We start from the raw sequence: 26,250 nt of genomic DNA on the forward strand, positions 1-26,250 counted from the left end.
CGTTCCTGAAACAATAACAAAATTACTATCGTTGCGGTCAAAACAGCGAAAAAAGTAAAAATCGCAAACAGGATTATATATATAGTTTTCATGCTTCCCACGCCATTACGTTACGATGGTGAAGCCAGGTTTGGCAGCCTGCTTCTCAACAGGAGGTAAGTAAATCTGTAAAATATCGTGGACGTTGACCCGAATCAACTGGCTTAATTGACTCAAAGGCAAGTTGTTACGTTCCAAACCGAAGGGCTCCTCGATTTCTTCACCAATCATTTCCAGCCCGACCAGTACGTAGGATGTTAGCAACACGGCGGGAATGGTTAGGTAACCAAAAGCTGTGATGATCGTAAACGGCAACAGCGCTACGTATAGCATGATAAACAGCTTGATGAAGAGCATGTACGAAAATGGAATCGGCGTGCTTTTAATACGTTCGCAAATACCGCATACGTCCATCAGAGTAGTCAGATGCTGATTCAGGTTAATATGCTGTGATTCAGATATATGACCCTGACGATAGAGGCTCTCTGTTTTTACCCAGAGCTGATTTGAGACACCCGCTGGTTTATGATCGAAATTGCTCAGATCACGGCGTTCGCCTTCCTCAACCATATCCAGTTCGCGCATATCGGATACATTTCTGAGATGATTTTTAAGGGCAAATGGAAAGTTGGAAATGGATTTGGCAAAGAAGGCACGACTGTCTTGATCACCATCGGGCAGTACGGCGTTGAAGAAAATAGCCAGATTCCGGCAGTTGTTTACTAATACGCCCCAAGCCTGCCGCCCTTCATAAAATCGGTCGTAGGCTGTATTCGTCCGAAAAATCAGTAGAAGACTCAGCAGGATACCCATTGCACCCAGAAATGAGGTCGGAGTATCTTTCAGAATTAGGTCGGTATAATGCATTTCGGCCACTGTGACAACGACTACGTAGATAGCCACGACAATCAGCCGACGTAGTAAACCCCGTGCGGTGGGGCCTGTATGAAAATGCCAGATAGAGGGAAAAAGGCCCTTGTTTTTGTAGAGAATCATTCGTTAAGCGTAACGTAGTGTTTGGCAGCCAGCTTGCTGATTAGATAACTGCGCTTGGCGCTAAACGGTTATCATTCCCGCAAATACCCGTTTGGCTGGACCGATCAGATAGATAGCATCAAACTGGTTTTCACCCGTTACGTTGAAGGCTATACGCAGGTTGCCACCGATGGTTCGAATTTGCACCGGACTCTGTAGCGAAAGCTGCTGGTGAGCGACGAGTGCAACGGCTGTTACGCCCGTACCACAGGAATAGGTTTCGTCTTCAACGCCCCGCTCATACGTTCGGACAAATACTGTATTGTTAGTAAGCACCTGGGAAAAATTGACGTTCGTGCCCCCCGGCTGAAACGTAGCACTGTAGCGAATGCTACGTCCCTCGCCCACTACGTCGTAAGATTCCAGATCATCGACAAACTGTACTACATGTGGGGAACCGGTATTTAGGAATGTCAGGCTGTTACGTTCATCGACGCTCGTTACGTTGCTCATTTTCAGAAAAATATCTTCTCCTTCTACACGAGCCGTGTGTTCGCCGTCGACAGCCAGGAAACGTGTTTCTTCCTGAAAAATGCCCAGATCATGAGCAAATCGAACGATGCATCGACCGCCATTGCCGCACATGCTGCCTTCGGCGCCGTCGGCATTGAAGTAAACCATCTGGAAATCATAATCAGGATGATTGCGCAGGAGAATCAACCCATCGGCACCAATCCCAAACCGACGATGGCACAGTTTTTCTACCAATGCCTGATCGGAAGCCGGAAACGTTTCTGTACGGTCGTCAATCAAGACAAAATCGTTGCCGGTTCCCTGGTATTTTACGAAGTTAATGGTCATGAGAAGTTGTAAGGTTGTAATCTTTTGTCATAAAAAAAGCCACCCGTTAAGGCAGCTTTTGATTTTCTGGCAAACAAACAGGCTATTTTGCTGCTGCAACTGCTTTTGGTTTGCGCTCTTTCAGACGTGCAGCCTTACCTTGACGGCCACGCAGGAAGTACAGACGTGCGCGACGTACTTTACCCATACGCACCACTTCAATTTTGTCGATGTTAGGCGACAGAACTGGGAAAATCCGTTCAACACCTACGCCGTTCGATACTTTACGTACCGTAAAGGTTTCACCACCGCTGCTTGGGTTCCGGCGTTGAATTACCGTACCCGTAAACACCTGAATACGCTCTTTATTTCCTTCGCGGATTTTAACGTGTACGTTCACCGTATCACCTGCACGGAATGAGGGCAATTCGGTGCGACGTTGCGCGTTGTCTGCCTCCACTAATTTAATTAACTCGCTCATGACCGTATATAAATCGCCAGTAAGTATTTTCGAAATGAGCCGCAAAGATAGTGTTTTTCATTGTAGTAACAAACGAAATCCCACAATCTCAATTGGTTTTGTTTGAATCCGGCTATTCGACCGCTACGTTAGTCTTGTACTGTTTTCGGAACGTATCATTTTATAGGCATTTGCACCATTGTCGAAGTGCCTCCTCCCAGCTGTGTTGTCGGCAGTTGACCGTTCCATTTGGCGATCCATTGCTGCTGAATCAACATGGGTGTCAATGTTTTCTGTTTCAATTCGTTAGCGCGAGCTTCCGCTTCGGCTTCAATGATTTTTGCGCGGGCAATACCGGTGGCTTTTGTAATCGCTATCTCAGCCGCAGCTTTCTCCGATGCCACCTGATTATTTAAGCGTAAGGCGTTTTGAACGGCTGTATTTTTGGCATCGATCATCGCCTGTAGGGACTCAGGTGGTGTCAGATTCGACGTAATGTTTTCAAACGCAAAACCGTCATCGCCCAGGGCTTTGCGTAGTTTTCCTTCTACTAATTCTTCAAAGCCAGCCCGGTTGTTCACCAGTGAGTCGGGGGAAAATGAATTCGCTACGTCGCGGTATGAATTATAGACGATGGTACGTAGTATATTATTCTCAATATCAGGCAGTTCTTTCCGATACTTACGGTACACATTAGCGCCTTGTCCTTTTACCAGATGGTAGTTTAGCGTTGGGTCAATTTTAAACAAGGTTCCTCCCTTTGAACTAACCGTAAATGGCTCGAAATCTTTGGTTTGCGTAAAGGTGGGATACTGTTCGATAAAGGACGTAAGCGGATTGTAAAAAATCCAGCCCGTTACGTTCTCAATGTCCGAAACGCCCCGATCGGAGCCAATTTTACTTACTTTGATACCTTCGTGCGACGCATCAACTGTGGTACAGGAATTAACAAAAACCAGACCAAGAAACAATACAGCAACTGACCAGATAACAATTCTCATTTTACTCATCTTTTAAAGGGGTTTACGGTGAAACATTTAGTTGTAAGGGAAATAATAAGTACTGCACCCACCACGAGAAAACCGCCGATGTTGAGCAGGGTATCTTTCTGGTTTAGAAGATCATAACCAAAGTCCAGAGCTAGTACGAAAAAAACAGCCCAGATTAAAATCAGGAATGCAGTTTTGATTTTCATGAACGGTTTAGTTTAGAAACAAATGAAGTAGGTAATTCAGCAAAGTTGACAAACTACTTATTGATTGGCAGCCAGACATTTCAAGCGGTCGAAAACAAGGCCAATTTTTTGAATTTCTCAGCCGTTCGATATCAATATTGATTTAAGGCAAGATAACAATCCAAATATGATTACGTTTACTACCAAACTTCCAGAAGTCTATTTTTTCAATACGTAATAAATACTTTTGCAGAAATACGTTGCGGCACCTATATAAAATCCATGAAAATACTCAGCGTCGACCAGATTAAAGCACTCGATAAAGCCACCATTCAAAATGAACCCATTGCCCCTATCAACCTTATGGAACGGGCAGCGCTGGCTTTTGTCGACTGGTTTGCCGATCAGTTTCCTTCTACTAAACCAACTAAAATCTTCTGTGGGCTTGGTAATAATGGGGGCGATGGACTGGCTATTGCCCGCTTGCTGCTCGAACGTTCCTATTCGGTCGAAGTCTACGTAGTCCGTTACGCTCCGCGCGAGTCCGATGATTTCATGCACAATCATCGGCGGCTTAAATTGTTGACGGAGAACGTAAAGTACATCGAATTTTCGCAGGATATACCGGCGCTACGTCATACTGAGGTAATTATCGACGCCATTCTGGGTTCGGGGTTATCGCGCCCGGTCGATGGTATCGTTAAACATGTAATTGAAACCATCAATCGAGCTCCCGCTACGGTGGTTTCGGTCGATATTGCCAGTGGTCTACAGGTCGATCAGCCCAATAACCCTGACGACGTTATCATCGAGCCTGACTATACCGTTACGTTTCAGTTGCCTAAGCTGGCCTTTATGCTGCCTCAGAACGGTCGTTACGTTGGCCAGTGGTCGGTTGTTGACATTACGTTGTCGAAGCGATTTATTGATCAGGCCCGGACTCCTTATTATTATACACAACCTAATGAAGCTCGGCTTTTGCTACGTAAACGAGACCGTTTTTCGCACAAAGGTTCGTTCGGTCATGCGCTTCTGCTGGCGGGTAGTTACGGAAAAATTGGTGCGGCCGTACTGGCGTCGCGAGCTTGTCTGCGCTCAGGTGTGGGCCTGCTAACGGTTCAGGTGCCACGTAGCGGCTACGGAATCATTCAAACCGCCGTTCCCGAAGCCATGTGTCAGCCCGACATTGATGATGACAAGTTGACGGGTATTCGGCATAGCGGTAATAACACGTCTCCCACCGAGTTTGCTGCTGTTGGTGTTGGTCCGGGTATTGGTAAAACGCCTGAAACGCTGGCGATGCTAAAAGAATTAATTTCAGGGGTTAAAAAGCCCATTGTTGTCGATGCCGACGCGCTCAATTTATTGGCTGAGAACAAGTCGTTACTGGCAAAACTACCAGTCAGCAGCATTCTGACACCTCACCCGAAAGAGTTTGAACGCCTTACCCGAAAATGGTCCGATGATTATGAAAGACTGGACCTGTTACGTGAATTTGCTCAAAAACACAGAGTCATTGTTGTGCTGAAAGGTGCCTATTCGGCCATTGCCACGCCAGAGGGCGATGTGCATTTCAACTCAACGGGCAATCCTGGCCTAAGTACAGGTGGAACGGGTGACGTACTGACGGGTATTCTGACGGCTCTATTAGCGCAGGGATATGATCCTGTTGAAGCTGCTGTTCTGGGCGTTTTTGCCCACGGTCTGGCTGGCGATAAGGCCGCCGAGCAACGGGGAGCCATCGGTATGGTGGCTTCTGACGTGATCGATGCGCTACGTTGGGAGTAAATCCATAGTCGAGCAATCAACGTATATACACTACTGTTGCTTGCTTATCAAGGCCGTTTTTAGGTTAAATCAACCCTTTTTAGTGTTACTGGCTATTTCCTGACGTCAAATCAGGTAGTTTTACGCATATAAAAAACGGGGTTTTTGCGCTGTATTAGCAATAGATAAGTGCCCAACTTTGCATTGGTAAACTATCTAATGAACCCCTATGAAGCAAACAGCCCAACGCGGCTGGCAATTTGATCAGCCAGTGCGTAAAACACGCCCCACCATCGATACTACTACCGCACTAGGTAGTTTAACAGTAGCCTTATTGGCCTACATCGTGTACCACGTTTATCCTTTGATTTCGAAAGGGATATTATTCTGAACCAGGATTTAACTGATTTTGGGATTTACAGGATTTTGTTAAATGATTGAGCGCTTCAAAGAAGCGAAAAGCAAAATCGTGAAAATCCCTAAATCTGCTAAATCCTGGTTCAGACAATTTTATTTCATAAACTGATACGTAGCAAAGGCCGCTACGTAGGCTAGTGTCATCATGTAGACTAACTGAACCGCAGGCCATTTCCAGCTTTTTGTTTCGCGTTGCGTGGCAGCTAACGTGCTCATACACATCATCGCAAATACGTAAAAAATCAGCAGCGACCACGCCAGCGCTGGCGTGTACATGGGGCCGCCCGTTTCCGGATTACGTTCCTGACGGAGTCGTTCGCGGATGGTAACACCAGTTTCATCATCACTGCTACCGATGCTGTAAATCGTCGACATAGTCCCGACAAATACTTCGCGGGCGGCAAATGAACTCAGTAAGGCGATACCGATTTTCCAGTCGTAGCCGAGAGGTCGGATAACAGGTTCGATAAAATGACCAAATACCCCAGCATAGGATTTTTCAAGCCGTTCGGAAGCAATTTGGTTTTGAAGTTCATCGTTTCCTAATGAAGTATTTTGTTGCCGGACGTTCGCTTCTGCTTTGTCCATAGCATCACCGGGACCGTAGCTGGCCAGCACCCATAACACTATTGAGATGGCCAGAATAACCCGACCCGCTTCCCATACAAAAGCCCGAACACTTTCCCAAACCGTCAGTGCTACGTGGTTCCAGCGTGGTAGTTTAAACGTAGGAAGCTCCATAATGTAGTAGCTACGTTCCTTCGCCTTCAGGACGAGTTTCAATACTAAGGCAGCTAATAAGGCACTTACTAAACCCAATAGGTAAAGAGCCATCAGGGCAAGCCCCTGTACGTTAAAAATGCCCCAAACTCGCTGACTCGGCACTACCAGCGCAATCAGAATCGTATAAATGGGCAATCGGGCCGAGCAACTCATCAGCGGAGTTACCAGAATCGTAATGAGTCGGTCGCGCCGGGTGCCAATGCTACGTGTCGCCATGATAGCCGGAACCGCACAGGCTACGCCCGAAATGAGGGGAACAACACTACGTCCGTTTAACCCGAACGGCCGCATCAGCCGGTCCATAATCAACATCACCCGCGACATATAACCCGATTCTTCAAGCAACGCCACCAGCAGAAATAGGAAGGCTATCTGCGGAATGAACACCAGAATCCCTCCAATTCCAGCCAGAATCCCGTCTGTGAGCAGATCAGAGAGAGGGCCGACAGGCAGGCTTTCTTTTAACTGGCCATTGAGCCAGGCTACTCCCGCGTCGATTCCATCCATAAAGGGCTGGGCCCACGCAAAAATGGTCTGAAAAATCAGCAAGAGAATGAGCAGGAAAATGGCGTATCCCCAAACGGGATGTAGCAGAATTCGGTCGAGTCGCTGCGTCCAGGTACGTTGGTTGGCGGGTCGGCGGTCGGTTACTACGTCGTCGACGATGGGGCCGATGTGCCGGTATCGATCAATGGTTTCGGACGCCAGGAATTTGGTTTCGTTGAAGTTGTGCTTATCGATGATGGCATCTAAACCAACCCGCTGCTGCGTATTCAGAAACGAAAATCCGTCATGCTGAACGACATACTGCAACGCCAGGTAATTATTACTAAGCTGGTACTGCGTTTTCGTGTCTGCAATGACACCGTTGGCCGACTTTTCTGGATCAAAAAAGAGTTTCTCGGCAAAACTGGGCTGACGAAGCTGACTTAAGACGGCTTTTTTGAGTGGTTCCAGCCCTTCGCCCGTGCGCGCATTGATACGTACCACGGGCACCTGAAACTGCATTGCCAGACGTACCGCATTCACCTCCTTGCCTTCGTCTTTTGCTACGTCGAGCATGTTCAGCGCCAGGACAACAGGTACGCCCAAATCAATTACCTGCGTGAATAACAGGAGGTTTCGGTGCAGGTTCGACGCATCAATAACGACAATCGTTACGTCCGGATAATCGGGGTGGTTGGAGTTCGCCAGAACATCGGTGACAATCTGCTCATCCAGGGATTTTGGGTAAATCGAATAAATACCGGGAAAGTCAACGACGGTGGCGGTAGTCTGTTCATCAATAGCCCACGGCCCCGACTTTTTGTCGACCGTAACACCGGGAAAATTACCCGTTTTCTGCCGCAATCCGGTCAGTTGGTTAAACAACGACGATTTTCCCGCATTCGGGTTACCAACAAGACCTATAACTGGAGACGATTTCAAAGTATTGAATAATGATTAATGCATAATGGATAACGTAAATTGAATAATAGATAACGTAGCATGAGCTGATAAATTCATTGCTCTACTAATCGTTGTACATTTTTCATTAATCATTATCAATTAAAATAGTTGCAGCTTCGGCTCTACGCATGGCCAGCACGTAACCCGCTACGTTTAGGCAAATGGGGTCGCCTAGCGGAGCCTTCGCCGACAGATACACCTGAGCCCCTGGCAAACAACCCATTTCGAGCAATTTGAGCGACATGGTTTCATCTGTAAATGACTGAATTGTGGCTCGTTCACCTGTCTTGAGGTCGGCTACACTACGCTTGTTCATTAATTAGAAGGCAATATAAGCGCTTGTACGTATATGCTTATTTAGATTTATTTTAAGTAATGCAAGATTACTGCAGAAAGTTCTGGGATGCAAACGACTTACTTACAAATCCTATATCTAACGATTTCGCGTAACTCCCAAATTTCCTGTTTTTAAGCCAAATTTTGACCCATAATGTACTGAATTACGTCAAATTATAGGTTTTCCTGTAGTCAGAATGTAGGTGTTTGCATAGGATTCGGCGAATGACAGCGCCTGACCTTTGTCTTGTTCTTAAACAAATCAATCTTCTAAAAACAACTCGTCATGAAGACCGCAAATTACCTAAAAACTTTCGTCCTGACGATGGGAATCGCCCTGATACAAATAGCACTATTTGTTAGCTATACTATGAATGTATGGCATAGCCCATTAGCCTTATTGATTATGGTTTTTATACCCGTTGTTATGCTGGTCAGAACGTATCAGCAAGAACGTAACTGGTTCAAAAAAGCCAGTCAAACGATTGGGCAAATTATTGATCGTCGGGTACGATTCGTCTGGGGCAAGTTTATGAAACGACTGACTATAGAATACGTACTGAACGGTGTTACCTATAAGCACTACTCGTATTTCAGTGTGTTTGCTACGTTACCAGCACCAGGAGAATCCTATACCTTATTTTACAATCCCAGCAAGCCGAGTGAAGCCCGCGAACGTGGCACTTTATTAGGCTTGATGTTGCCCTGGATTGCTCTTTCCGTTTGCGCGATTATGCTTGCGTTTATCGCCTTTACCATATTCACTGCGCCGGATTCCCTGCCTGTTTCGTCAGCCAACATCAAGTAAAATCAAACGCTTCTCTCACAAATTATAGGTTTTCCTATAGGCAGAATGTATGTCTTTCTGGATAGTTCGCCAGCTGATAACCAGAGACCTTTGTACTGCCTTAACAATCAACTAATCATGCAAACAGCTCTGCCTACCTCCGCTTCTCATCCTTTTGTCAGTAACGACTCAAAAACTGAGGATGCAGGTTTCTTCACTGTGCTTTACGAAATCATTCGGCGACACCCGGTTTTGTTTACCGTTCTGTTCATGATTCCTTTCGTTGCCTTATTGATTTCGATGGGTTTCAAATGGTTTTATGTCTTCAACGATTCGGCCCACTACCTGTCTAATTACCAGATAAATCCTAAAACTGGTATCTGGTCGGATCAACAGACGTACTTCAGCCCTGGAATCGATCGCTACATTCGCGAACTGGATATAGCCGGGTTGATGGGTGGTATTGTCGGAATTTTCATTGGGTTGTTCGTTACCGTTTCGACGGAGAAAGCGAACCGCCAGAAGGAGAAACTCAATCAGCAGGAAATGGAACACATTAAAACTCAGACCAATCTGCTGGTTCAGGCTACGCAATCGCTCAATACGTTGATGGTCGACGTGAGTGGCAAAGTGAACGAAAAAGTGCAGTTGATGGAAGGTGCCGACGAATTACTGAATGGCATCGGGAAAGTTATTGATTCGGCTCAGTCGCAGGGAAATGATTTGCTGGTTCTCTCCAATACGGCGCGGGTCGAAGGTATAGCACCATTCCGGATGGAATACGTAGCAAAACACGCCAACCTGAAGCCCCACGAGCTACGTAACGCTACGCAGTTTGACTATGCTCGCAAAGCCGAAGCCCTCCAGCGCGACCGTACTGACATCGAAAACAAGTTGAAAGGAGCTGCTCTGTATCTGCAAAAAATGGGCAGCGATGCACACGTTGAATTCGTAACATTAAATGATCAGAACGAAGGTGCTACGCATGCATTCCTGAAATATTTGGGTAAGGTTGTCAACGAACACGTATCGGTTGAGACGTATCGTCCGGGTAGCAACTCAATTCTGAATCAACGCGACGATATTCCGCATCACAACCGTTTTCTGGTTCCCTCTTCCGAAGAAGCAAACGACCCTAAATCACTCTTGGTTAGCCAGTTATACAAAGACCATACACAGGCTGTTCAGGAGATGCAGGAGTTAGGCATCCGGGTTTCCAAAGTGAACAAGACGTTGCCGGTGCAACTGTTCATCAGTGCTCCCCGCGAAAACAAACCGGGTATTTTCCGTGGACTTTGCGTCTGCATCCTGGGAAGCGGTTCCAGTGCCAGTGGACGGGCTACCAAATTGACGGCTTTCCTGACTGAAGACCCGCACATTGTGGCTTCCATGACCGAGCTTTTCTACGATTATCAAACCGATGGACGGCTCAATACACAGGAATTCATTCGGCAACTGATTTAAGGTGTTTTGCCTCGATAATTCACGCCCGAAAATACCAGCAACGTAGCAACCGCTCCTGTTTTTCTCATCCTCCATCACTTCCCACTTATGAGTACCTTTCTGCTAATCCGCAAACTCTGGCCCTTTGTGCGCAACTACCGGGGAAGCCTGGCGCTGGCCCTCTTCCTCACTACGATTGGAGCTTTGCTGGCACAAGTAACACCGCTGGTGATGGAATACACGGTAAATACAGTCCAGAATCTCCTCAAAAAACCCATCGACAAAGGAGAAGTAAGCTGGGTTGTGAGCACTCTGGTAGCGATTCTACTGGGCAAAGAAGTACTGAGTCTGCTGGTTCAGTTAGGCCAGAAGTTCCTGAGCGATCGGATTCGGTTTCGGATGGCCGCCGATCTTTACGACTACACTATCCAACGTATTGTTTCGTACCATCTTTCGTTCTTTGCGCTGAATCAGAATCAGACGGGGAAACTCGAAAAACGTATCGATAAGGGCATCGAGAATTTGACCAAAACCGTCAAAAATCTGTTTGTCGATATTATTCCGATGATGGCAAATGCAGCCTTCGCGCTGGTGCTGATTTACAATAAGAATATAGGAGTGGGCCTTGTTGCTACGTTGGTCTTGCCGGTTTATGCCTACATCAGTCGCGAGCAGACGAATCGCCAGAAACAGATTCGCCGGAATATTCAGGACGTGCGGGAAAACAAAGCCAACGCGCTGTTCGGATTGCTGGAGTCTATTCTCGTGGTGAAATCGTTTGTGCGGGAAGGGTACGAAAAGGGCCGTCAGCAGGATATTAACCGAAGTTTGTGTGAAAACGAGATTCGCCATCACCGCACCAATTACCTGTTCGATGGCCTGAAGAGTGTTGCCGAGCAGATGGGTATTGTGCTGGTCTTTGTGGTCACGATTTACTTTGTCTTGAACCGCCAGATGAGCGTTGGGGCTATTCTTCTTCACATCATGTTGTTCAACAACGTATCGGCTCCTGTTCGGCACCTGCACCGTATTTACGACGAATATTCCGAAGCGCTGGTATACGCCGAAGGCTTTTTCGATATGATTGAAAACAATACGTATCTGCATCAGCGCGGTACGTTAACCACAACGAACTGGAAAGGCCATTTCTCGCTACGTAACGTTGATTTCGTTTACCCAAATGGCAAACAGGCGCTACGTAACGTAACACTTGACCTTGAACCGGGCAAAGTAACAGCGCTGGTCGGACTGTCGGGAGCAGGGAAAAGTTCAGCGTTGAATCTACTGGCCGGTTTTTACGACTCGACACAAGGAAGCGTTCTGCTCGATGGACAACCGCTGGCGTCCTACGACAGTGATTTTGTCCGGGAGAATGTAGGGTTGGTCCTTCAGAAAAATCACATTTTCGCCGGAACCATTGAAGAAAATATTCGATACGGTAAGCTGGAAGCTACTGACGAAGAAGTGATTGAAGCGGCCCGCAAAGCCTCCCTGCACGATCAGGTGCTACGTTTGCCCGAAGGCTACAAAACTGAAGCCCGGTCGTTGTCGGGTGGTCAGCAACAACGTATCGCCATTGCCCGATTGTTTCTCAAAAATCCGCCCGTGCTGCTGCTGGATGAGCCAACTGCGAGTCTGGATGCTATCACAACCGAGCAAATCAAGGAAAGTCTGGATGCCGTCAAGCAAAACCGGACCGTGCTAATCATTTCGCACAACATCAGCCAGATCATGGATGCCGATAAGATTTATGTGCTTGAGGAAGGCGAAGTAATTGGGCAGGGAACCCATGAATCGCTTTATCAGGATGGTGGTCTTTATCGAAACATTATCGACTCGAACGCCCGCACCCTCAACATCAGCCGGTTAGCGGCTACGGTGCTGGGTTAACCAACAAAACCGATGCTATAAAGCGAAACCGCCTGCGAACGTTGCAAACGTTATAACATGAACTGGTTCGATTCACGTAATGACTTGACCATTTTTGAGAAAAAACTAAAAAAAGATGCCTCGCTACGTTTCCTGCAAATCATATTGCTTGACTTATCGGCTTATGATGGAATTCAGACTGGTTCATTTACAAATTCTCAAATAAGCCCTCCTAAGGGTTCATTATATGAATGTACTGATTGCCAGATGAAATGGACGTTGGCCCCTCCACCGCTACGCCCACAGGAAGCTGGCGAAGTGAAAACTCTGAAAAAAATAATGTAAAAAAACGCGTCAGACGAATAGTTGGCTAGCTTTTTCCATTGTCACTTTCATTATCCTATTAGTCTGGATAATAACAACTTATAAGTAATCATGAACCAAACGATTCGGGGATACACGCTGACACAATGGCTGGGTTCGGGCGGTATGGGGGAAGTTTATCAGGCTGTCCACGACTCAACTCAACGAACGGTAGCGATCAAATTATTAAGTCAGCTGGAGCAGGCCGAACGGTTCCGTAACGAAGCAGCCCTTCAGGCATCGGTACGTCATCCGCACATTGCTTTAATCTATGACTTCTTTGTCGAGAAAAATCTTCCCTGTCTGGTCATGGAATACGTCGAAGGGCCTACGCTGCAACAGGTTATTCGAAAAAATGCCTCTTTGTCGGAAGAGGCAGCGTGGAAATATTTAGGCAAGATCGCTTCGGCGCTAGATTACCTTCACCAGCGCGACATTATTCATCGCGACCTGAAAGCTGGAAACATTAAGTTAACTCGCGAAGGCCAACCTAAACTACTCGATTTCGGTTTAGCCAGACAAGCAAATTCGCCCCGACTTACCAGACAGGGGCACCTGGTCGGAACGGTTGCTTCGATGGCTCCTGAGCAGTTTTCGGGCGAAAGTAATGCCGCTTCTGATTGTTGGGCATTAGGCGTTTTATTTTACGAAATGCTGACGGGTTATTCGCCTTTCGGGGGAAGTACCGATTCAGAAATTGGGCGACTGATACAGAAAGCAGATTATTTATCGCCCGTCAAATTGCAGCCAGCGATTTCCCGCGCCAGCGAACGGCTCATTAACAAGTTGTTGGTCGTTTCGCCCGAGCGCCGACTTACGGCTCGTCAGGTGCTGGATATCATAAAGGAACCCGCCCTACTGGATAAATCCGACTGGATGGAACCCATGCGCAAACTGTGGGGTAAGATGAAGTTGTGAATACTACATTTTTTGTCATTCTGACGAAGGAAGAATCTTAAAGTATCTTTACTTGTGAGTTGGGATACTTTAAGAAGCTGTCTGAAAACTATTTTGTAATTCGTTCAAACCCCTAAATTCCCTGAAGGGGACTTTGTTGGAGTGCGAGTTAAGTCCCCTTCAGGGAATTTAGGGGTTTTTCAGACAGTTTCTAAGATTCTTCCTTCGTCAGAATGACAAAAACTACTCGTTTAGGAATTTATTTTCGTAAATTAAACTGGTTATAATCAATTAGACATTTTTCCCAAACAAATCCCACGCGAATCGCAGAATGGTAGCGGCAATAATCAACAGAAAGAATATTCGAATGAATTGATTGCCTTTCAAAATGGCGAGCCGTGCCCCTAAAAATGCGCCCGATAGATTCGCCACGGCCATCGGAAAAGCGACCGAGTAGAGAATGAGTCCTTTGCTGGCGAAGAAGAACGTACAGGCCAGATTGGTTGAGGCATTTACTAATTTGGCGTGGGCGCTGGCTTTCAGGAAATCGAAACCAATCAGCGCGATAAATCCCAGCACTAAAAAACTGCCTGTTCCCGGCCCGAAAAATCCATCATAAAACCCGATTATTGCGCCCATACTCCACATACGAATCCGTTGCTGCTGCTCCGAAACAGCCCGCTGTGGAGCCTGCCCAAAGTCTTTTTTGGTAATCGTATAAATAAATACTGCCAGCAAAATCACCAGTGCGAGGGGTTTCATGAAACTGTTCGGCACCTGAGTAAGCGTGAGCGCTCCCAGCCAAGAAGCTCCAAAGGCTATCGCCAACATCGGTCCGATAAATCGGCCACGTACGGCAACACGTCGACTGTATTGAAACGCGCCCATCAAACTACCTGATAGTGAAGGAATTTTAGTAGTCCCGACCAACATCGGAACTGGATATTGCGGGAGTGTAAAAAGAATTGCAGGTGTCTGAATCAATCCGCCACCGCCAATAATCGCATCAATAAAACCGGCCAGAAACGAAAATCCGCAAAGCGTTAAAACGGCACTATCATACATAGTCGACAAAAGTAGCGTAAACTTTCGGCCTCGTGACGTAAATTTGTAGCAGTAAACAAACAAAAATGGCAGAGTCGGTACGGCAAATGAGTGCGTTGATGCGGAAGGAATTTCTGCTGGAATGGCGGCAACGCTACGCCCTCAATGGAATGCTGCTGTACATTGCTGGAGCCGTGTTTGTGTGTTACCTGAGTTTCAACACCCGACGCGGTCAGTTATCACCCATCGTCTGGAACACGTTATTCTGGATTATTCAGCTTTTTACGGCCATAAATGCCATCGCCAAAAGCTTCGTACAGGAGCGAGCAAGCCGTCAATTGTACTACTATACTTTGATTAGTCCGCAATTGATTATTCTGTCGAAAATCCTGTATAACACGGTATTAATGTTGGTGCTGGCGCTTTTAGGATTTAGCGTATACGCCTTCGTACTTGGCAATCCCGTTCAGGACGTACCGCTTTATTTACTGACACTTATACTGGGGGCTGTTGGCTTTGCGGCATCGCTCACGCTCGTATCGGGCATTGCGAGTAAAGCCGAAAATCCCGCTACGTTAATGGCAATTTTGAGTTTTCCGGCGATTCTGCCCTTGCTGCTGATGCTGCTGAAAATCTCAAAAAACGCCCTCGATGGGCTGGAACGTAACAGTAGCTGGAACGAAATGGGAACTGTACTAGCTATCGACGTCATTGTAATAACCGTGTCGTGGCTGCTATTTCCGTTTTTGTGGCGGAGTTAAGAACGTAGCACGGGCGGAAGCCCGCGACAACGTAGTACACTAAAAAAATGGCGGGTTGGCTCCCGCGTTACGTATGAAAAAAAACTGGTGGAAGGTCCTCGCGGTCCTGATTATGACCTACGTAGTATTAAAAGGCTTACTGGGTACAGTACCTCGTCAGCCGATTTTGAACGAGAGCATTCGGAACGTGTATTTCCACGTACCGCTCTGGTTTGCTATGATAACACTCTTGCTAACAGCGGCTGTTTATTCGGTTCGCTACCTACGTAGCGGTCGACCTGACGACGATTTAGTGGCGGTAGAATTCACCAATACGTCTATTCTGTACGGACTATTGGGGTGCGCAACGGGTTCACTGTGGGCCAATTTTACGTGGGGAGAGCCCTGGCCAAACGACCCGAAACTGAACAGCGTAGCGGTTGGTATGCTCATGTACATGGCTTACCTAATACTACGTGGTTCGTTCGACGACGAACAACGACGCGCCCGCATTTCAGCGATTTATAACATCTTCGCTTTTGCCGTATTTGTACCACTCATCTTCGTGCTGCCGCGTTTAACCGATTCGCTGCATCCAGGAAATGGCGGCAATCCGGCCTTTGGCAAGTACGATATGGACAATGCCATGCGTATGGTCTTCTATCCGGCAATCATCGGTTTTACGTTACTGGGTATCTGGATTACCGAATTACGCGTTCGACTGGGCCGGGTAAAAGCTGCTTTAGATGACTAAACTCATGTAAAGTCCCGGAATGATTCAATCTATTTTTTCGTTATCCTTTCAACTCTTTCGTATTCAAATGCGACTCTCTTTTTTGGCGAAAGCTCCAATGGCGGCACTTCTTCTGATCAGCCAACACGTACTGGCACAGCAACCCGTTTCGAACGGTGTTGAGATGGCCGACAGACTTCGGGCCGATGGCAAAATCTGGGTGGTAGTAACGGTCATCGCGGCTGTATTTGCAGGGATTATCGTCTACCTGATACGTCTCGACCAGCGAATCGGGAAAATGGAAAAAGAAGTAAAAGACAAGTCGTTAGTCAATAGTCGATAGTACCAACAAACCGTTTCTTGATGGCTGACAGCCAATTAATAGTATGAAAATTTCTCACATTATCGGGATTATCGTCATCGCCATTGCGATTGGGATTATTGCCAGCACCGCCGGTGACGCCAGTGTGTATACTACGTTCACCAAAGCCGAGCAAATGGCTAAGGACGGCGACGACAACCAGATTCACGTAGTAGGTAAACTCCAAAAAAATGCGCAGGGTCAGATTGTCGATATGCTCTACAACCCCGGCATCGACCCAAACCACTTTGAGTTTTCACTCGTCGATACCGACAACCGAATGCAGAAGGTCGTTTATAACAGCCCCAAGCCGCAGGATTTCGAACGGTCAGAGCAAATCGTTATCATCGGTAAGATGCAGGGCGACCATTTCCAGTGCAACAAAATTCTGCTGAAGTGCCCATCGAAATACCAGGACGGCAAGCTTGAAACTACTGAACACGAGGCCAAAACCGCAAAAATATGAGCGTACAGGAAATCGAAAAAGCAGCTAAAGAACTGCCCACAGATGAATTAGATGGGCTTGTTACCCGCCTATTCGATTTTTTGAACATTGGGATAAACAAATAAAAGAGGACGCGGAAGCTGGGCGACTAGATGCTTTGATAAATGAAGCAAGAGAGGATATTCGTCAAGGTCGTACAAAATCTTTATGAATCATCGAACAACTGCTAAATTTTGGAAAAGGTATTATGCATTACCAGAATCAATATAAGAACTGGCTGACAAAAATTTTGAGCTTCTGAAAGTTGATTCACTGCATCCATCTCTTCATTTTAAAGAGCTTAGTGGAAAAACCAATTTATGGTCAGCACGAGTAGGTGATCATTTCCGTGCGTTAGCGCTTCGTGAAGACAATGAACTCTATTAGTTCTGGATTGGTACTCAGCGTGAGTACCATAGAATAATTAGTCAATGATACACACAACAGTCGGGCAACTTGGCCACTTTTTCGTTATCCTGTCGTTTGTGACGGCCTTGGTCGCAACGCTAGGTTATTTTTTATCGGCGCTGGGCAAGCGAAAGGCTGCTCAGGCTGAACCTGTTCGAGAGCCTCAACTCGCTTATGCTGGTGAAGAATCAGCCGAACAGGTCCGTTTCGGCGGAAAAACAGCCAAACGTAAAAGCAAACCGACTACGCCAGAACCACCCGTCCGCGATGACTGGCGTTTACTGGCGCGATGGTCTTTTTATCTGCATGCTACGGCTATTGTGGGTGTCTCGGCCTGCCTGTTTTACATCATTTTCAATCATTATTTCGAGTATCACTACGCCTGGAGCCATTCATCGCGGGCGTTGCCGATAAAGTACATGATTGCCTGTTTCTGGGAAAGCCAGGAAGGCTCTTTTCTGCTATGGCTCTTCTGGAATGCGATACTAGGCGTTATTCTGATACGTACCAGCGGCAGCCGATGGGAAGCCCCCATGATGACCATTTTCGCGCTGGTACAGGCATTTTTGGCGTCGATGATTCTGGGTGTTGTCTTCGGTGATACGTTCAAAATTGGTTCGACGCCCTTTCTCTTGCTACGTGAGGCCATGCCTGATGCACCCATTTTCGCAACAGACGCCAATTTTATTCCCAAAGACGGTAACGGCCTGAACCCACTGCTCCAGAATTACTGGATGGTCATTCACCCACCGACCCTCTTCCTCGGTTTTGCCCTAACGTTAGTGCCTTTCGCTTTCTGCATTGCCGGTCTCTGGCGTAACCAGCCTGTTGAATGGATTCGGCCTGCTCTCCCCTGGACGTTGTTTGGTGCGCTAATTCTTGGAGTCGGTATCATGATGGGCGGCTACTGGGCTTATGAAACCCTTAATTTTGGCGGCTATTGGAACTGGGACCCAGTTGAAAATGCCGTGTACGTACCGTGGCTGGTTATGGTGGGAGCGCTCCACACCATGCTGATTGCCAAACGTAGTTCTACGGGTCTGAAGAGCGCTGTTATTCTTACCATTGCTACGTTCCTGCTCGTGCTTTATGCTACGTTCCTGACACGTAGTGGTATTTTGGGGAACGCATCCGTTCACTCGTTTACAGATTTGGGTCTATCCGGGCAGTTGCTAATTTATCTGCTGGTTTTCGTTGTACTGGCTGTGATTTTGGCTGCCAGCAAATGGAAAATCATTCCAAGTGATGAAAAGGAAGCATCAGTTTATACCAAAGAATTCTGGTTGTTTATCGGTGCAACAATCCTGTGCCTATCTGCATTTCAGGTGATTGCCACTACGTCCATTCCGGTGTATAACAAAATTGTGGAATTGTTCGGAAAGGTTTCGAACGTAGCGTTGCCAACCGATCAGATGGCGCACTACGGCAAATTCCAGACCTGGTTTTTTGTAGCTATTGCCTCATTGACGGGTATTGGTCAGTTTATGTGGTGGCGAAAAATTGGGAACAAAAAGTGGGATGCGCTCATAACACCCGCCATTCTCACCCTACTCGTCAGTGCAGGAATCATTGCGTTTGGGTCGCTAAAAAATCCGACTTACATGGTGCTGCTGGTTGCGTCAGTATTTGCACTGATGACCAACGGTACTATTCTGCTGGGAATTATTCGTGGAAACTACCGATTAACGGGGGGTGCCATTGCTCACATTGGTATGGCGCTCATGCTCATCGGGATTCTGTACTCGTCGGGTTATTCGCGAGTTATCTCTCTGAATAACAGCGGATTGATGATTTCAAAAACCGACGATTTTACCAAAAACGATAACAGAGAGAATAAAGAGAACGTACTGCTCTGGCTCAATCAGCCCGAGAAGATGGATAAATACCAACTAACGTATCGCGGTCAGTACGTTGAAGTTCGCGACGTACCGGGCTACGTACCACGTAACGACGTGTCAGTTATCGAAGGTGATTTTCACGGTATTGCTAACCGAAACATCGAAAAAGATGGTAAGCTCTACCACAAAAAAGGTGATACGTTAGCTCTCTATCCTGAGAACGTTCATTACGGTGTTGAGTATCGCGAGCCAAGTGGCAAAATTTTCACGCTATATCCACGGCTTCAGGTTAACGAACGGATGGGTGTCGTACTCTCACCCGACATTACCCACTCGTTGCAACGTGACATTTATACGTACGTAGCAACCGCTCCTGACCCGATGGCCGAAGAGCAGTGGGAGAAAACGGAGACGTATTCAGTTGCGATCAAAGACACGTTTTTCCTCAACGACTACGTAGCGATCCTTGACGACGTAATACGTGCCAACGAGGTTGAAGGTGTCGAGATTGGCCCGAGTGATGCCGCCGTACGGGCACGCGTTCGAGTACTCGACAAAAACGGCGAACACATACTGAATCCTGCCTTCATTATCAAAAACCGGATGGTGGCGCACCCCGCCGAAACCAGCGATGAACTCGGTGTACGTATCCAGTTGAACGAAATCAATCCGCAAACGGGCAAATTTACCTTTGCGGTCAACCGTACCCAGCGCGACTACATTGTAATGAAAGCGTTCGAAAAACCACTTATCAACGTCCTCTGGATTGGTACGTTGGTCGTCGTGCTGGGCTTTGCTCTGGCGACTGTCCGGCGCTATCGGGAATTCAGGTTAAGTCAGTAAGAGTCAATAGTCTTCCGTCATTAGTCGATAGTACTTTAGGGGTAATTTTGGATACTGACGACAAATGGATACCGACTGATGACTAATACGTATGAAACTGAAACTTTCTGAAATATTGATGCTGTCAGCAGCGGCCGGTTTCCTGATACTTTGGATTGCCGAGTATCAGCGCACAACATTTGCCGAAAGTTACTGGTTGCTCATGTTGAGTCTGGGCTTTCTGCTGGCCTTCCAATATTTCAAAAATCGCCGGCTCGACCGCGAAAAAGCTATTTCTCCCACTATCAAACAGATGGTTGAGGACAGAAAGAAGAAAAAAAAGTGATGAGTGATGAACGATAAGTGATGAGTTTGCTGACGCCAACATTGACTAGATGCGTCAGCAAACTCATCACTTATCGTTCATCACTCATCGTTCATAATTTACATGGAACCATACGCCCTTTTATTCGGAGCCCTACTCGCCCTGGTGCTGGCCGGTTTTTTTTCGGCGGTCGAGATGGCTTACGTATCGGTCAACCGTCTCTATTTTGAACTGCATAGTAAACAGGGGCCTCTGGGCGAAAAACTCGTATCGGGGTTTCTGAAAAATCCCATTCTGTTTATCGGCACTACGTTGACAGGTAATACGTTGTTTCTGGTTATCTATACAGTGTTGGGCGTAGTGGTGTTGAATCCGCTTTTAATGGCCATTTTACCCGAATCCTGGGGTACGTCGGTCTTTACGTTAGTTGCTCTCGAAACGCTGATTTTAACACTGATTTTCCTGCCTCTCGCCGATTATCTACCCAAAAGTCTGGCCCTCATCCACCCCGACCGATTTCTGGAAATGCTGGCCGTACCCATCTGGGTAATTTATAAAACCATTGCGCCGGTGGTACGTGTACTGGTCGGTACGTCGCGGTTTTTTATTCGCTACGTTATGGGGAAGAAAAACCCGGAAATTCGCCCCGTTTTTGGCCTTACTGACCTGAATCAGTACCTCCAGCAACTGAATCAGAAAGCAGATTTAGAGAAAGAAGTAGAGGTTGATACGCAGATTTTCAATAATGCAATTGAGTTCCGGGATGTACGAGTGCGCGAATGCATGGTTACACGTACCAACATTAACGCCGTTGCCGTAGACGATACCATTGACGAACTCCAACAGGTGTTTCAGGAAAGCGGGCACTCGAAAATTGTAGTTTACCGCGACACAATCGACGATGTGATTGGCTATTGTCACGCACTGGCCATGTTTAAAAAACCGGCAACTATCGAGGAAATCATTACACCGTTGATAACTGTCCCAGAAACAATGCCCGCTCAGGATTTGCTGCTGCGTTTCCTGTCCGATCGGAAAAGTATGGCACTTGTGGTCGATGAGTTTGGTGGAACGGCGGGTATTGCCACGGTTGAAGATATGGTTGAACAGATTTTCGGCGAAATTCAGGATGAATACGACACCAATGAAGATTGGGTGGAACAGCAACTAGACGAACGTACCTGGCTTCTGAGCGCCCGCCATGGAATTGATGAACTCAATGAAACCTACGGATGGTCAATTCCAGAAGGCAGTTACGACACACTTGGCGGATTAATTTTGACTATACATGAAGACGTTCCTCAGGTTGGTGAAGTAATTGAACTATCCCCTTTTACTTTTACTATTATGTCGATGGACGGTACCCGAATCGATACCGTAAAAGTTCACCTGGCACGCGAATAAACCCTACTTTTCTATGAAACGTTACTTACTTCTTTTAGTTGGAATTCTGCCTATGAGCCAGTCAATTGCTACGTCATCCAGTGCACCCGAAGCCAAACCCGGTATCGAAACAACACGCTTTGGTACGTTCCCCGATGGCCGTGAGGCTAAGCTTTTTACGCTTCAGAACGCATCTGGCATGGTGGTGAAGATTACCAATTATGGAGGCTATATCGTTTCGATCATGACGCCCGATAAGGCAGGAAAAATGGAGGACGTAGTGCTTGGGATGCCTACGTTTGATGATTATGCGAAAGGTACACCCAGCCTTGGTCCCATCATCGGGCGATATGGTAATCGCATCGGAAAAGCGAAATTTACCCTCGACGGTAAAGAATATACGCTGGCGCCTAACAATAATGGCAACCACATTCACGGTGGCCCAAAAGGCTTCGATAAACAACTCTGGAACGCTACTCCTGTCGATGGAAATGAACCTGCGGTTGTTCTGACGTATCTGTCGAAAGATGGCGAAGAAGGGTATCCTGGCAATCTGTCGGTGGAAGTAAAATATACGCTTCAGAAAGACAATGGGTTACGTATTGATTACAAAGCCACAACCGACAAACCGACCGTATTTAACCCGACAAATCACGCCTATTTCAATTTGAATGGCCGGAAAGCGGATATTCTCAATGAGGTATTAACCATAAACGCTGACAAAGTTCTGGCAACGGATAATCAACAGATTCCAACGGGCGAACTGAAATCTGTGGCGGGCACTCCATTCGATTTCAGAAAACCGATGGTCATTGGCAGCCGAATTAACGATACGACCGATACGCAGATTAAATATGGTAAAGGTTATGATCACTGCTGGGTGTTTACCGATAAATCGAATAAGTTGAAGCAAGCTGCTACGTTATATGACCCAACCAGCGGACGGCAGATGGACGTACTGACCACCGAACCTGCTGTTCAGGTTTATACGGCTAATAACCTGAATGGCAAGGTTATTGGCACCGACGGCATTGCCTACACCAAGCGGTTTGCGGTTTGCCTCGAAACGCAGCACTTCCCCGATTCACCCAACAAGCCCGATTTTCCGACTACGACGCTACGTCCGGGTGATACGTTTAAAAGCACAACCGTCTATAAATTTTCGGTGAAGTAGGGCAAGTCTGCTTATTTTTGCCGACTTATTTTCTCAATTTTCCTGTGGATTCTTTAACTGTTCAACAAACGGTAGCGCGTCATCTGCTCGACGTAAAGGCCGTTCGATTGCGCCCCGACGAGCCTTTTACGTGGAGTTCGGGCTGGAAATCGCCCATTTACTGCGACAACCGTGTTACGTTGGCGTATCCTGAAGTACGAAGTTTCATTAAAAATGCGCTGGCTGACGCTATCCATCAGCATTTCCCTGATGCCCAGATGATTGCAGGTGTTGCTACGGCGGGAATTCCACAGGGTGCACTGGTGGCCGATACGTTAGGAATCCCCTATTGCTACGTTCGACCTGAGCCAAAAGCGCACGGAATGGGCAAGCAAATTGAAGGCTATCTGGAACCGGGTGGGAAACAGCGCGTCGTGGTAATCGAAGATTTGATTTCGACCGGTGGCAGTTCCTTGAAAGTAGTTGATGTATTGCGGGCGAACGGAGTCGACGTATTGGGTATGGCAGCGATTTTCACGTATGGTTTTCCCATAGCCGATCAAAATTTCGACAGTAAAAGTGTTTCTTTAGTCTGTTTGAGCAATTACGAAACGTTATTGAGTGAAGCGCAGGCACTCAACTATATTTCGTCGGAAGCGATAGAATCCCTATCGACCTGGCGGCAGAATCCGGCGGAATGGGGTAAATAAGGCTTCTGTTACGTATAAATCAGGGTTTGTTACGTTCGCAGATGCTACGTAGCAAACCCTGCTTGTTATTTATCTGTTACATAATTGTGCAACTTTAACGATAAACAAACCATCGACTGTTATGGCTGAAACAATGCAGGATGCTGCCTCCGAAGGTATCACGAAAACATATACAAACGGTAAAATTACAGTCGTTTGGAAACCAGCGGTTTGCATTCATTCCAAAATTTGCTGGACACAGTTAATCGAGGTTTTCAATCCCCGGAAGCGCCCCTGGGTCACTATGGAAGGTGCAGATTCGCAACGTATTGCCGAACAGGTGGACCGTTGCCCGTCGAAAGCCCTGAGTTATTTCCGGAACGAAGAATCGGTGCAACCCGAAGATATTCAGGCTGAAAGCATTGTAGAGCCGCTACCGAACGGACCACTGCTGGTTTATGGCAATCTTCGTGTGAAAGATGCCAGCGGTAAAGAGACTCAAAAAAATAAGGTTACTGCATTTTGTCGGTGTGGAGGGAGCGGTAACAAACCTTACTGCGATGGCTCTCACGTAAAAATTGGCTTTGTCGGCTGAATCTATGATTGGCAAAAAAATAGCTGAACGTATTGGTCGGCCCGACCTGATTGACATTCTGACAAATGAACTGACAGGCTCTGAGCTGACATCTCTGTTACTGGATGTATTTAATCAGAAAACAAAACAGCTATCGCCAGCCGATTTATTAAAAACCTATCAGACGAATCGTTTCGTAAAACCTGCTGATATCAACCCACTAGAAATAAGACAGTTAGAAAACCAGACGCTTGCCATTTTTGACCAATTTGGTTTTTCGCCGGTTGAGTTATCGCCGGTGGCTCCGTTGGGCAGTTGCTCCGTAGTAGCCACTGCCGACCAGAACAAAATTCTTTCAGCTACCCGTCAGACGGAAGTTATGGCCGATGCAACCAACGCCCTAGCGCTTCACATTGCCGATTTGAAACGTAGTACCCAACAACAAAAGGGTCAATTGCTACGTTTCTCGACTATTCATCGGCATCTGCGGACACCAACCCTACCGGATATTCCGGGGTTTCGGTCGCATTTCAAGATCGCTTGTTTTGTTACGTCTGGCCGTGATTCAGGAAACTATCAATTTGAGAAAGAGGCTTTAACGGAGCAGATTTCGATGATGACGGTTTTTTTCCGCGATACACTCCAGATTGATACGTTACGTTTTCAGCTGTATCCGCGCCATGGATACACAGACCCCGTTGGCTTTGTTACAACGTTAGGAAATCATCTGCACGAGCAACTCGGCAACGTAGCAATAGACGTAATGGCTGACGGGATAAATGATAACAATTATTACAAAGGGTTGCAGTATAAAATGACCATCACGCTTCAGGGGCAAACTATTGATATTGGTGATGGTGGCTTTGTGGATTGGACTCAGCAGTTCCTTCAGAACAAAAAAGAGCGGCTTTTGACAGCTGGAATCGGTATTGAATTACTGTACCGCTTGCTACAGCCACTACGTTCTGAGGGTCGTTTAGCATAGTTTCTACATGCGAAGCGCGTTACGTTTGCCGCCGGAAATCCAGTGACAGACGTAACGCGCTTCGTTTTTGCAGTTGCTACTACGTGTATATTTTTTCGTTTTCGCCCATGTCGGGAGGGTTGCCGGTAACCAGGGCGGCCGCCTGCTGAAATAGACGAACCATACGGCTATCGCTGGCACTCCAATACTCTGCCATATCGATGTGTACCTTCAGGAGTGTTAGATCTGGATCATCTTTACCTTCCGGAAACCATGCTTTCGCCATTGGATTCCAGAGTTCATCAATTTTGGTCCGGTCGTCGATTTCACGTGCGGTGCCTGACACCGATACGTAGTCAGCATCACTGACTGAAGCAAATCCAAGATTGACCCGATGGTCGTGATTATCAATCTGATCTACTTTGGGCGATGTCCGTTGCGTGAAGAACCAGATACTTCCATCGTCGTCAACTTGCTGAACAGCCATCGGACGACTCACTAAATTTCCGTCTGCGTCGATAGTAGTCATCATGGCGATACGTATGTCGTTCATCATATCGCGCACTTTTTCCAACTGCTGATTCGACTTTGTGTTTGTTTCCATAACGTTGCGTATAAAAAGCGGTCAGTCGGTAGTCAACAGCCGTTAGCAGTGTGCTGACGCTTGTTGACTACCGACTGACGATCTATAAATTAATTGTAAAGAGTCTTCCCATAAAACAGGGAAGTCGGCTTAATAGTCGGATTTCCAATCTCTGTTCTAACCGGAGAAGCCATGTTTTCGATGGCAACACAACTGCAAATTGTTTGCTGGCAGATGGCGTATATCTGTTGGCAACTATCCGTATTATGTTGTTGTACTTCCTGGCCTAGTTTTTCGCAAACTTCCAGACAGGCTTTGGCCAATAACGGTGTGTTTTCAGAGCCCCGGACGTAGAGTATCGATACCTGGCGGCACATATCGGCACAATCGAGTGCCAGGAATATACTGCGATACCATTTTTCTATGTCTTCTGAACGGGTGCATTCCAGGGCAAACTCGTCGCATAAGGTAGTGCAACTCGCCAACGAATCGTAAATTGGTTTCTTCCAGATCATCGAATGGTAAGATTAAAGGCCTTGTAAACTATCTA

28 protein-coding genes are annotated in these 26,250 nt (G+C 46.9%); 18 read left to right on the forward strand and 10 right to left on the reverse strand.

From position 1 onward, the window contains the following. Positions 1-105: 105 nt before the first annotated feature. The 5 genes from IC229_RS19150 to IC229_RS19170 all read right to left on the reverse strand — a co-directional run bounded on the left by IC229_RS19150 (position 106) and on the right by IC229_RS19170 (position 3,509). A complete protein-coding gene (locus tag IC229_RS19150) occupies positions 106-1,035 on the reverse strand; it encodes a bestrophin family protein (RefSeq protein ID WP_190888619.1) in 930 nt (309 codons plus the stop codon). A gap of 60 nt (positions 1,036-1,095) precedes the next feature. Beyond that, the gene (gene dapF / locus IC229_RS19155) at positions 1,096-1,875 is read right to left on the reverse strand and encodes a diaminopimelate epimerase (protein WP_190888620.1); all 780 of its coding nucleotides are present in this window, start codon (positions 1,873-1,875) and stop codon (positions 1,096-1,098) included. Between the two features lie 82 nt (positions 1,876-1,957). Beyond that, positions 1,958-2,335, reverse strand: coding sequence for a 50S ribosomal protein L19 (gene rplS, locus IC229_RS19160; protein WP_190888621.1), 378 nt, complete (start codon positions 2,333-2,335; stop codon positions 1,958-1,960). A gap of 155 nt (positions 2,336-2,490) precedes the next feature. Beyond that, positions 2,491-3,324, reverse strand: a complete 834-nt coding sequence (locus IC229_RS19165) for an SPFH domain-containing protein (protein ID WP_190888622.1) — start codon at positions 3,322-3,324, stop codon at positions 2,491-2,493. Continuing rightward, entirely contained in the window at positions 3,321-3,509 is a 189-nt protein-coding gene (locus IC229_RS19170) for a hypothetical protein (RefSeq protein ID WP_190888623.1), read from the reverse strand. Before IC229_RS19170 ends, IC229_RS19165 begins: the two co-directional genes overlap by 4 nt. 261 nt (positions 3,510-3,770) lie before the next feature. Between IC229_RS19170 and IC229_RS19175 the strand changes: the two genes are divergently transcribed. Both IC229_RS19175 and IC229_RS19180 read left to right on the forward strand, forming a co-directional pair. After that, entirely contained in the window at positions 3,771-5,276 is a 1,506-nt protein-coding gene (locus IC229_RS19175) for an NAD(P)H-hydrate dehydratase (RefSeq protein ID WP_190888624.1), read from the forward strand. Positions 5,277-5,484: 208 nt separating this feature from the next. Further along, positions 5,485-5,646 (forward strand): hypothetical protein, encoded by a 162-nt coding sequence (locus IC229_RS19180; RefSeq protein WP_190888625.1) that lies wholly within the window; start codon positions 5,485-5,487, stop codon positions 5,644-5,646. Between the two features lie 119 nt (positions 5,647-5,765). Here IC229_RS19180 and feoB read toward each other — a convergent pair whose 3' ends face one another. Further along, positions 5,766-7,883 (reverse strand): ferrous iron transport protein B, encoded by a 2,118-nt coding sequence (feoB, locus tag IC229_RS19185; RefSeq protein ID WP_190888626.1) that lies wholly within the window; start codon positions 7,881-7,883, stop codon positions 5,766-5,768. A 106-nt stretch (positions 7,884-7,989) separates the two neighbouring features. After that, the gene (locus tag IC229_RS19190; protein ID WP_190888627.1) at positions 7,990-8,220 is read right to left on the reverse strand and encodes a FeoA family protein; all 231 of its coding nucleotides are present in this window, start codon (positions 8,218-8,220) and stop codon (positions 7,990-7,992) included. A 306-nt stretch (positions 8,221-8,526) separates the two neighbouring features. Here IC229_RS19190 and IC229_RS19195 point away from each other — a divergent pair, with 306 nt between their 5' ends. From IC229_RS19195 to IC229_RS19215, 5 genes are all read left to right on the forward strand, one after another. After that, the gene (locus tag IC229_RS19195) at positions 8,527-9,048 is read left to right on the forward strand and encodes a DUF3592 domain-containing protein (RefSeq protein ID WP_190888628.1); all 522 of its coding nucleotides are present in this window, start codon (positions 8,527-8,529) and stop codon (positions 9,046-9,048) included. 117 nt (positions 9,049-9,165) lie between these two features. After that, the gene (locus tag IC229_RS19200; protein ID WP_190888629.1) at positions 9,166-10,491 is read left to right on the forward strand and encodes a hypothetical protein; all 1,326 of its coding nucleotides are present in this window, start codon (positions 9,166-9,168) and stop codon (positions 10,489-10,491) included. 87 nt (positions 10,492-10,578) lie between these two features. Next, on the forward strand, positions 10,579-12,360 hold the full coding sequence (locus IC229_RS19205; RefSeq protein WP_190888630.1) for an ABC transporter ATP-binding protein: 1,782 nt from the start codon (positions 10,579-10,581) through the stop codon (positions 12,358-12,360). Positions 12,361-12,417: 57 nt separating this feature from the next. Next, a complete protein-coding gene (locus IC229_RS19210) occupies positions 12,418-12,684 on the forward strand; it encodes a hypothetical protein (protein ID WP_190888631.1) in 267 nt (88 codons plus the stop codon). A gap of 90 nt (positions 12,685-12,774) precedes the next feature. Continuing rightward, positions 12,775-13,620 (forward strand): serine/threonine-protein kinase, encoded by an 846-nt coding sequence (locus tag IC229_RS19215; RefSeq protein ID WP_190888632.1) that lies wholly within the window; start codon positions 12,775-12,777, stop codon positions 13,618-13,620. Positions 13,621-13,890: 270 nt separating this feature from the next. On the opposite strand, the gene IC229_RS19220 is transcribed toward IC229_RS19215, so the two are convergent. Further along, on the reverse strand, positions 13,891-14,664 hold the full coding sequence (locus IC229_RS19220; protein WP_190888633.1) for a sulfite exporter TauE/SafE family protein: 774 nt from the start codon (positions 14,662-14,664) through the stop codon (positions 13,891-13,893). A 65-nt stretch (positions 14,665-14,729) separates the two neighbouring features. On the opposite strand from IC229_RS19220, the gene IC229_RS19225 reads away from it, so the two are divergent. The 11 genes from IC229_RS19225 to IC229_RS19280 all read left to right on the forward strand — a co-directional run bounded on the left by IC229_RS19225 (position 14,730) and on the right by IC229_RS19280 (position 25,138). Then, positions 14,730-15,404 carry a heme exporter protein CcmB gene (locus IC229_RS19225; RefSeq protein ID WP_190888634.1) on the forward strand — a complete coding sequence of 225 codons (675 nt, stop codon included), beginning with the start codon at positions 14,730-14,732 and terminating at the stop codon, positions 15,402-15,404. A 73-nt stretch (positions 15,405-15,477) separates the two neighbouring features. Beyond that, complete coding sequence (gene ccsA, locus IC229_RS19230) at positions 15,478-16,137, forward strand: cytochrome c biogenesis protein CcsA (protein WP_190888635.1); 660 nt, start codon at positions 15,478-15,480, stop codon at positions 16,135-16,137. Between the two features lie 67 nt (positions 16,138-16,204). Then, positions 16,205-16,459 carry a CcmD family protein gene (locus tag IC229_RS19235; RefSeq protein WP_190888636.1) on the forward strand — a complete coding sequence of 85 codons (255 nt, stop codon included), beginning with the start codon at positions 16,205-16,207 and terminating at the stop codon, positions 16,457-16,459. Between the two features lie 43 nt (positions 16,460-16,502). Then, on the forward strand, positions 16,503-16,943 hold the full coding sequence (locus tag IC229_RS19240) for a cytochrome c maturation protein CcmE domain-containing protein (protein WP_190888637.1): 441 nt from the start codon (positions 16,503-16,505) through the stop codon (positions 16,941-16,943). A 449-nt stretch (positions 16,944-17,392) separates the two neighbouring features. Next, positions 17,393-20,050, forward strand: a complete 2,658-nt coding sequence (gene ccsA / locus IC229_RS19250) for a cytochrome c biogenesis protein CcsA (protein ID WP_190888638.1) — start codon at positions 17,393-17,395, stop codon at positions 20,048-20,050. Positions 20,051-20,147: 97 nt separating this feature from the next. Further along, a complete protein-coding gene (locus tag IC229_RS19255) occupies positions 20,148-20,375 on the forward strand; it encodes a hypothetical protein (RefSeq protein WP_190888732.1) in 228 nt (75 codons plus the stop codon). 102 nt (positions 20,376-20,477) lie between these two features. After that, positions 20,478-21,758, forward strand: coding sequence for a hemolysin family protein (locus IC229_RS19260; RefSeq protein ID WP_190888639.1), 1,281 nt, complete (start codon positions 20,478-20,480; stop codon positions 21,756-21,758). Positions 21,759-21,771: 13 nt separating this feature from the next. Further along, positions 21,772-22,911 carry an aldose epimerase family protein gene (locus IC229_RS19265; RefSeq protein ID WP_190888640.1) on the forward strand — a complete coding sequence of 380 codons (1,140 nt, stop codon included), beginning with the start codon at positions 21,772-21,774 and terminating at the stop codon, positions 22,909-22,911. A gap of 44 nt (positions 22,912-22,955) precedes the next feature. Continuing rightward, entirely contained in the window at positions 22,956-23,600 is a 645-nt protein-coding gene (gene pyrE, locus IC229_RS19270) for an orotate phosphoribosyltransferase (RefSeq protein WP_190888641.1), read from the forward strand. Positions 23,601-23,721: 121 nt separating this feature from the next. After that, positions 23,722-24,174: a (4Fe-4S)-binding protein gene (locus IC229_RS19275; RefSeq protein ID WP_223834078.1), complete on the forward strand. Its 453-nt coding sequence runs from the start codon at positions 23,722-23,724 to the stop codon at positions 24,172-24,174. Between the two features lie 4 nt (positions 24,175-24,178). Then, positions 24,179-25,138: a hypothetical protein gene (locus tag IC229_RS19280; protein WP_190888642.1), complete on the forward strand. Its 960-nt coding sequence runs from the start codon at positions 24,179-24,181 to the stop codon at positions 25,136-25,138. A 79-nt stretch (positions 25,139-25,217) separates the two neighbouring features. On the opposite strand, the gene IC229_RS19285 is transcribed toward IC229_RS19280, so the two are convergent. Next, positions 25,218-25,721 carry a pyridoxamine 5'-phosphate oxidase family protein gene (locus IC229_RS19285; RefSeq protein ID WP_190888643.1) on the reverse strand — a complete coding sequence of 168 codons (504 nt, stop codon included), beginning with the start codon at positions 25,719-25,721 and terminating at the stop codon, positions 25,218-25,220. A gap of 89 nt (positions 25,722-25,810) precedes the next feature. Then, on the reverse strand, positions 25,811-26,215 hold the full coding sequence (locus IC229_RS19290; RefSeq protein WP_190888644.1) for a four-helix bundle copper-binding protein: 405 nt from the start codon (positions 26,213-26,215) through the stop codon (positions 25,811-25,813). Between the last annotated feature and the right edge of the window lie 35 nt (positions 26,216-26,250).

The organism is Spirosoma profusum (genome assembly GCF_014699005.1).
GTDB classification, from domain to species: Bacteria; Bacteroidota; Bacteroidia; order Cytophagales; family Spirosomataceae; genus Spirosoma; species Spirosoma profusum.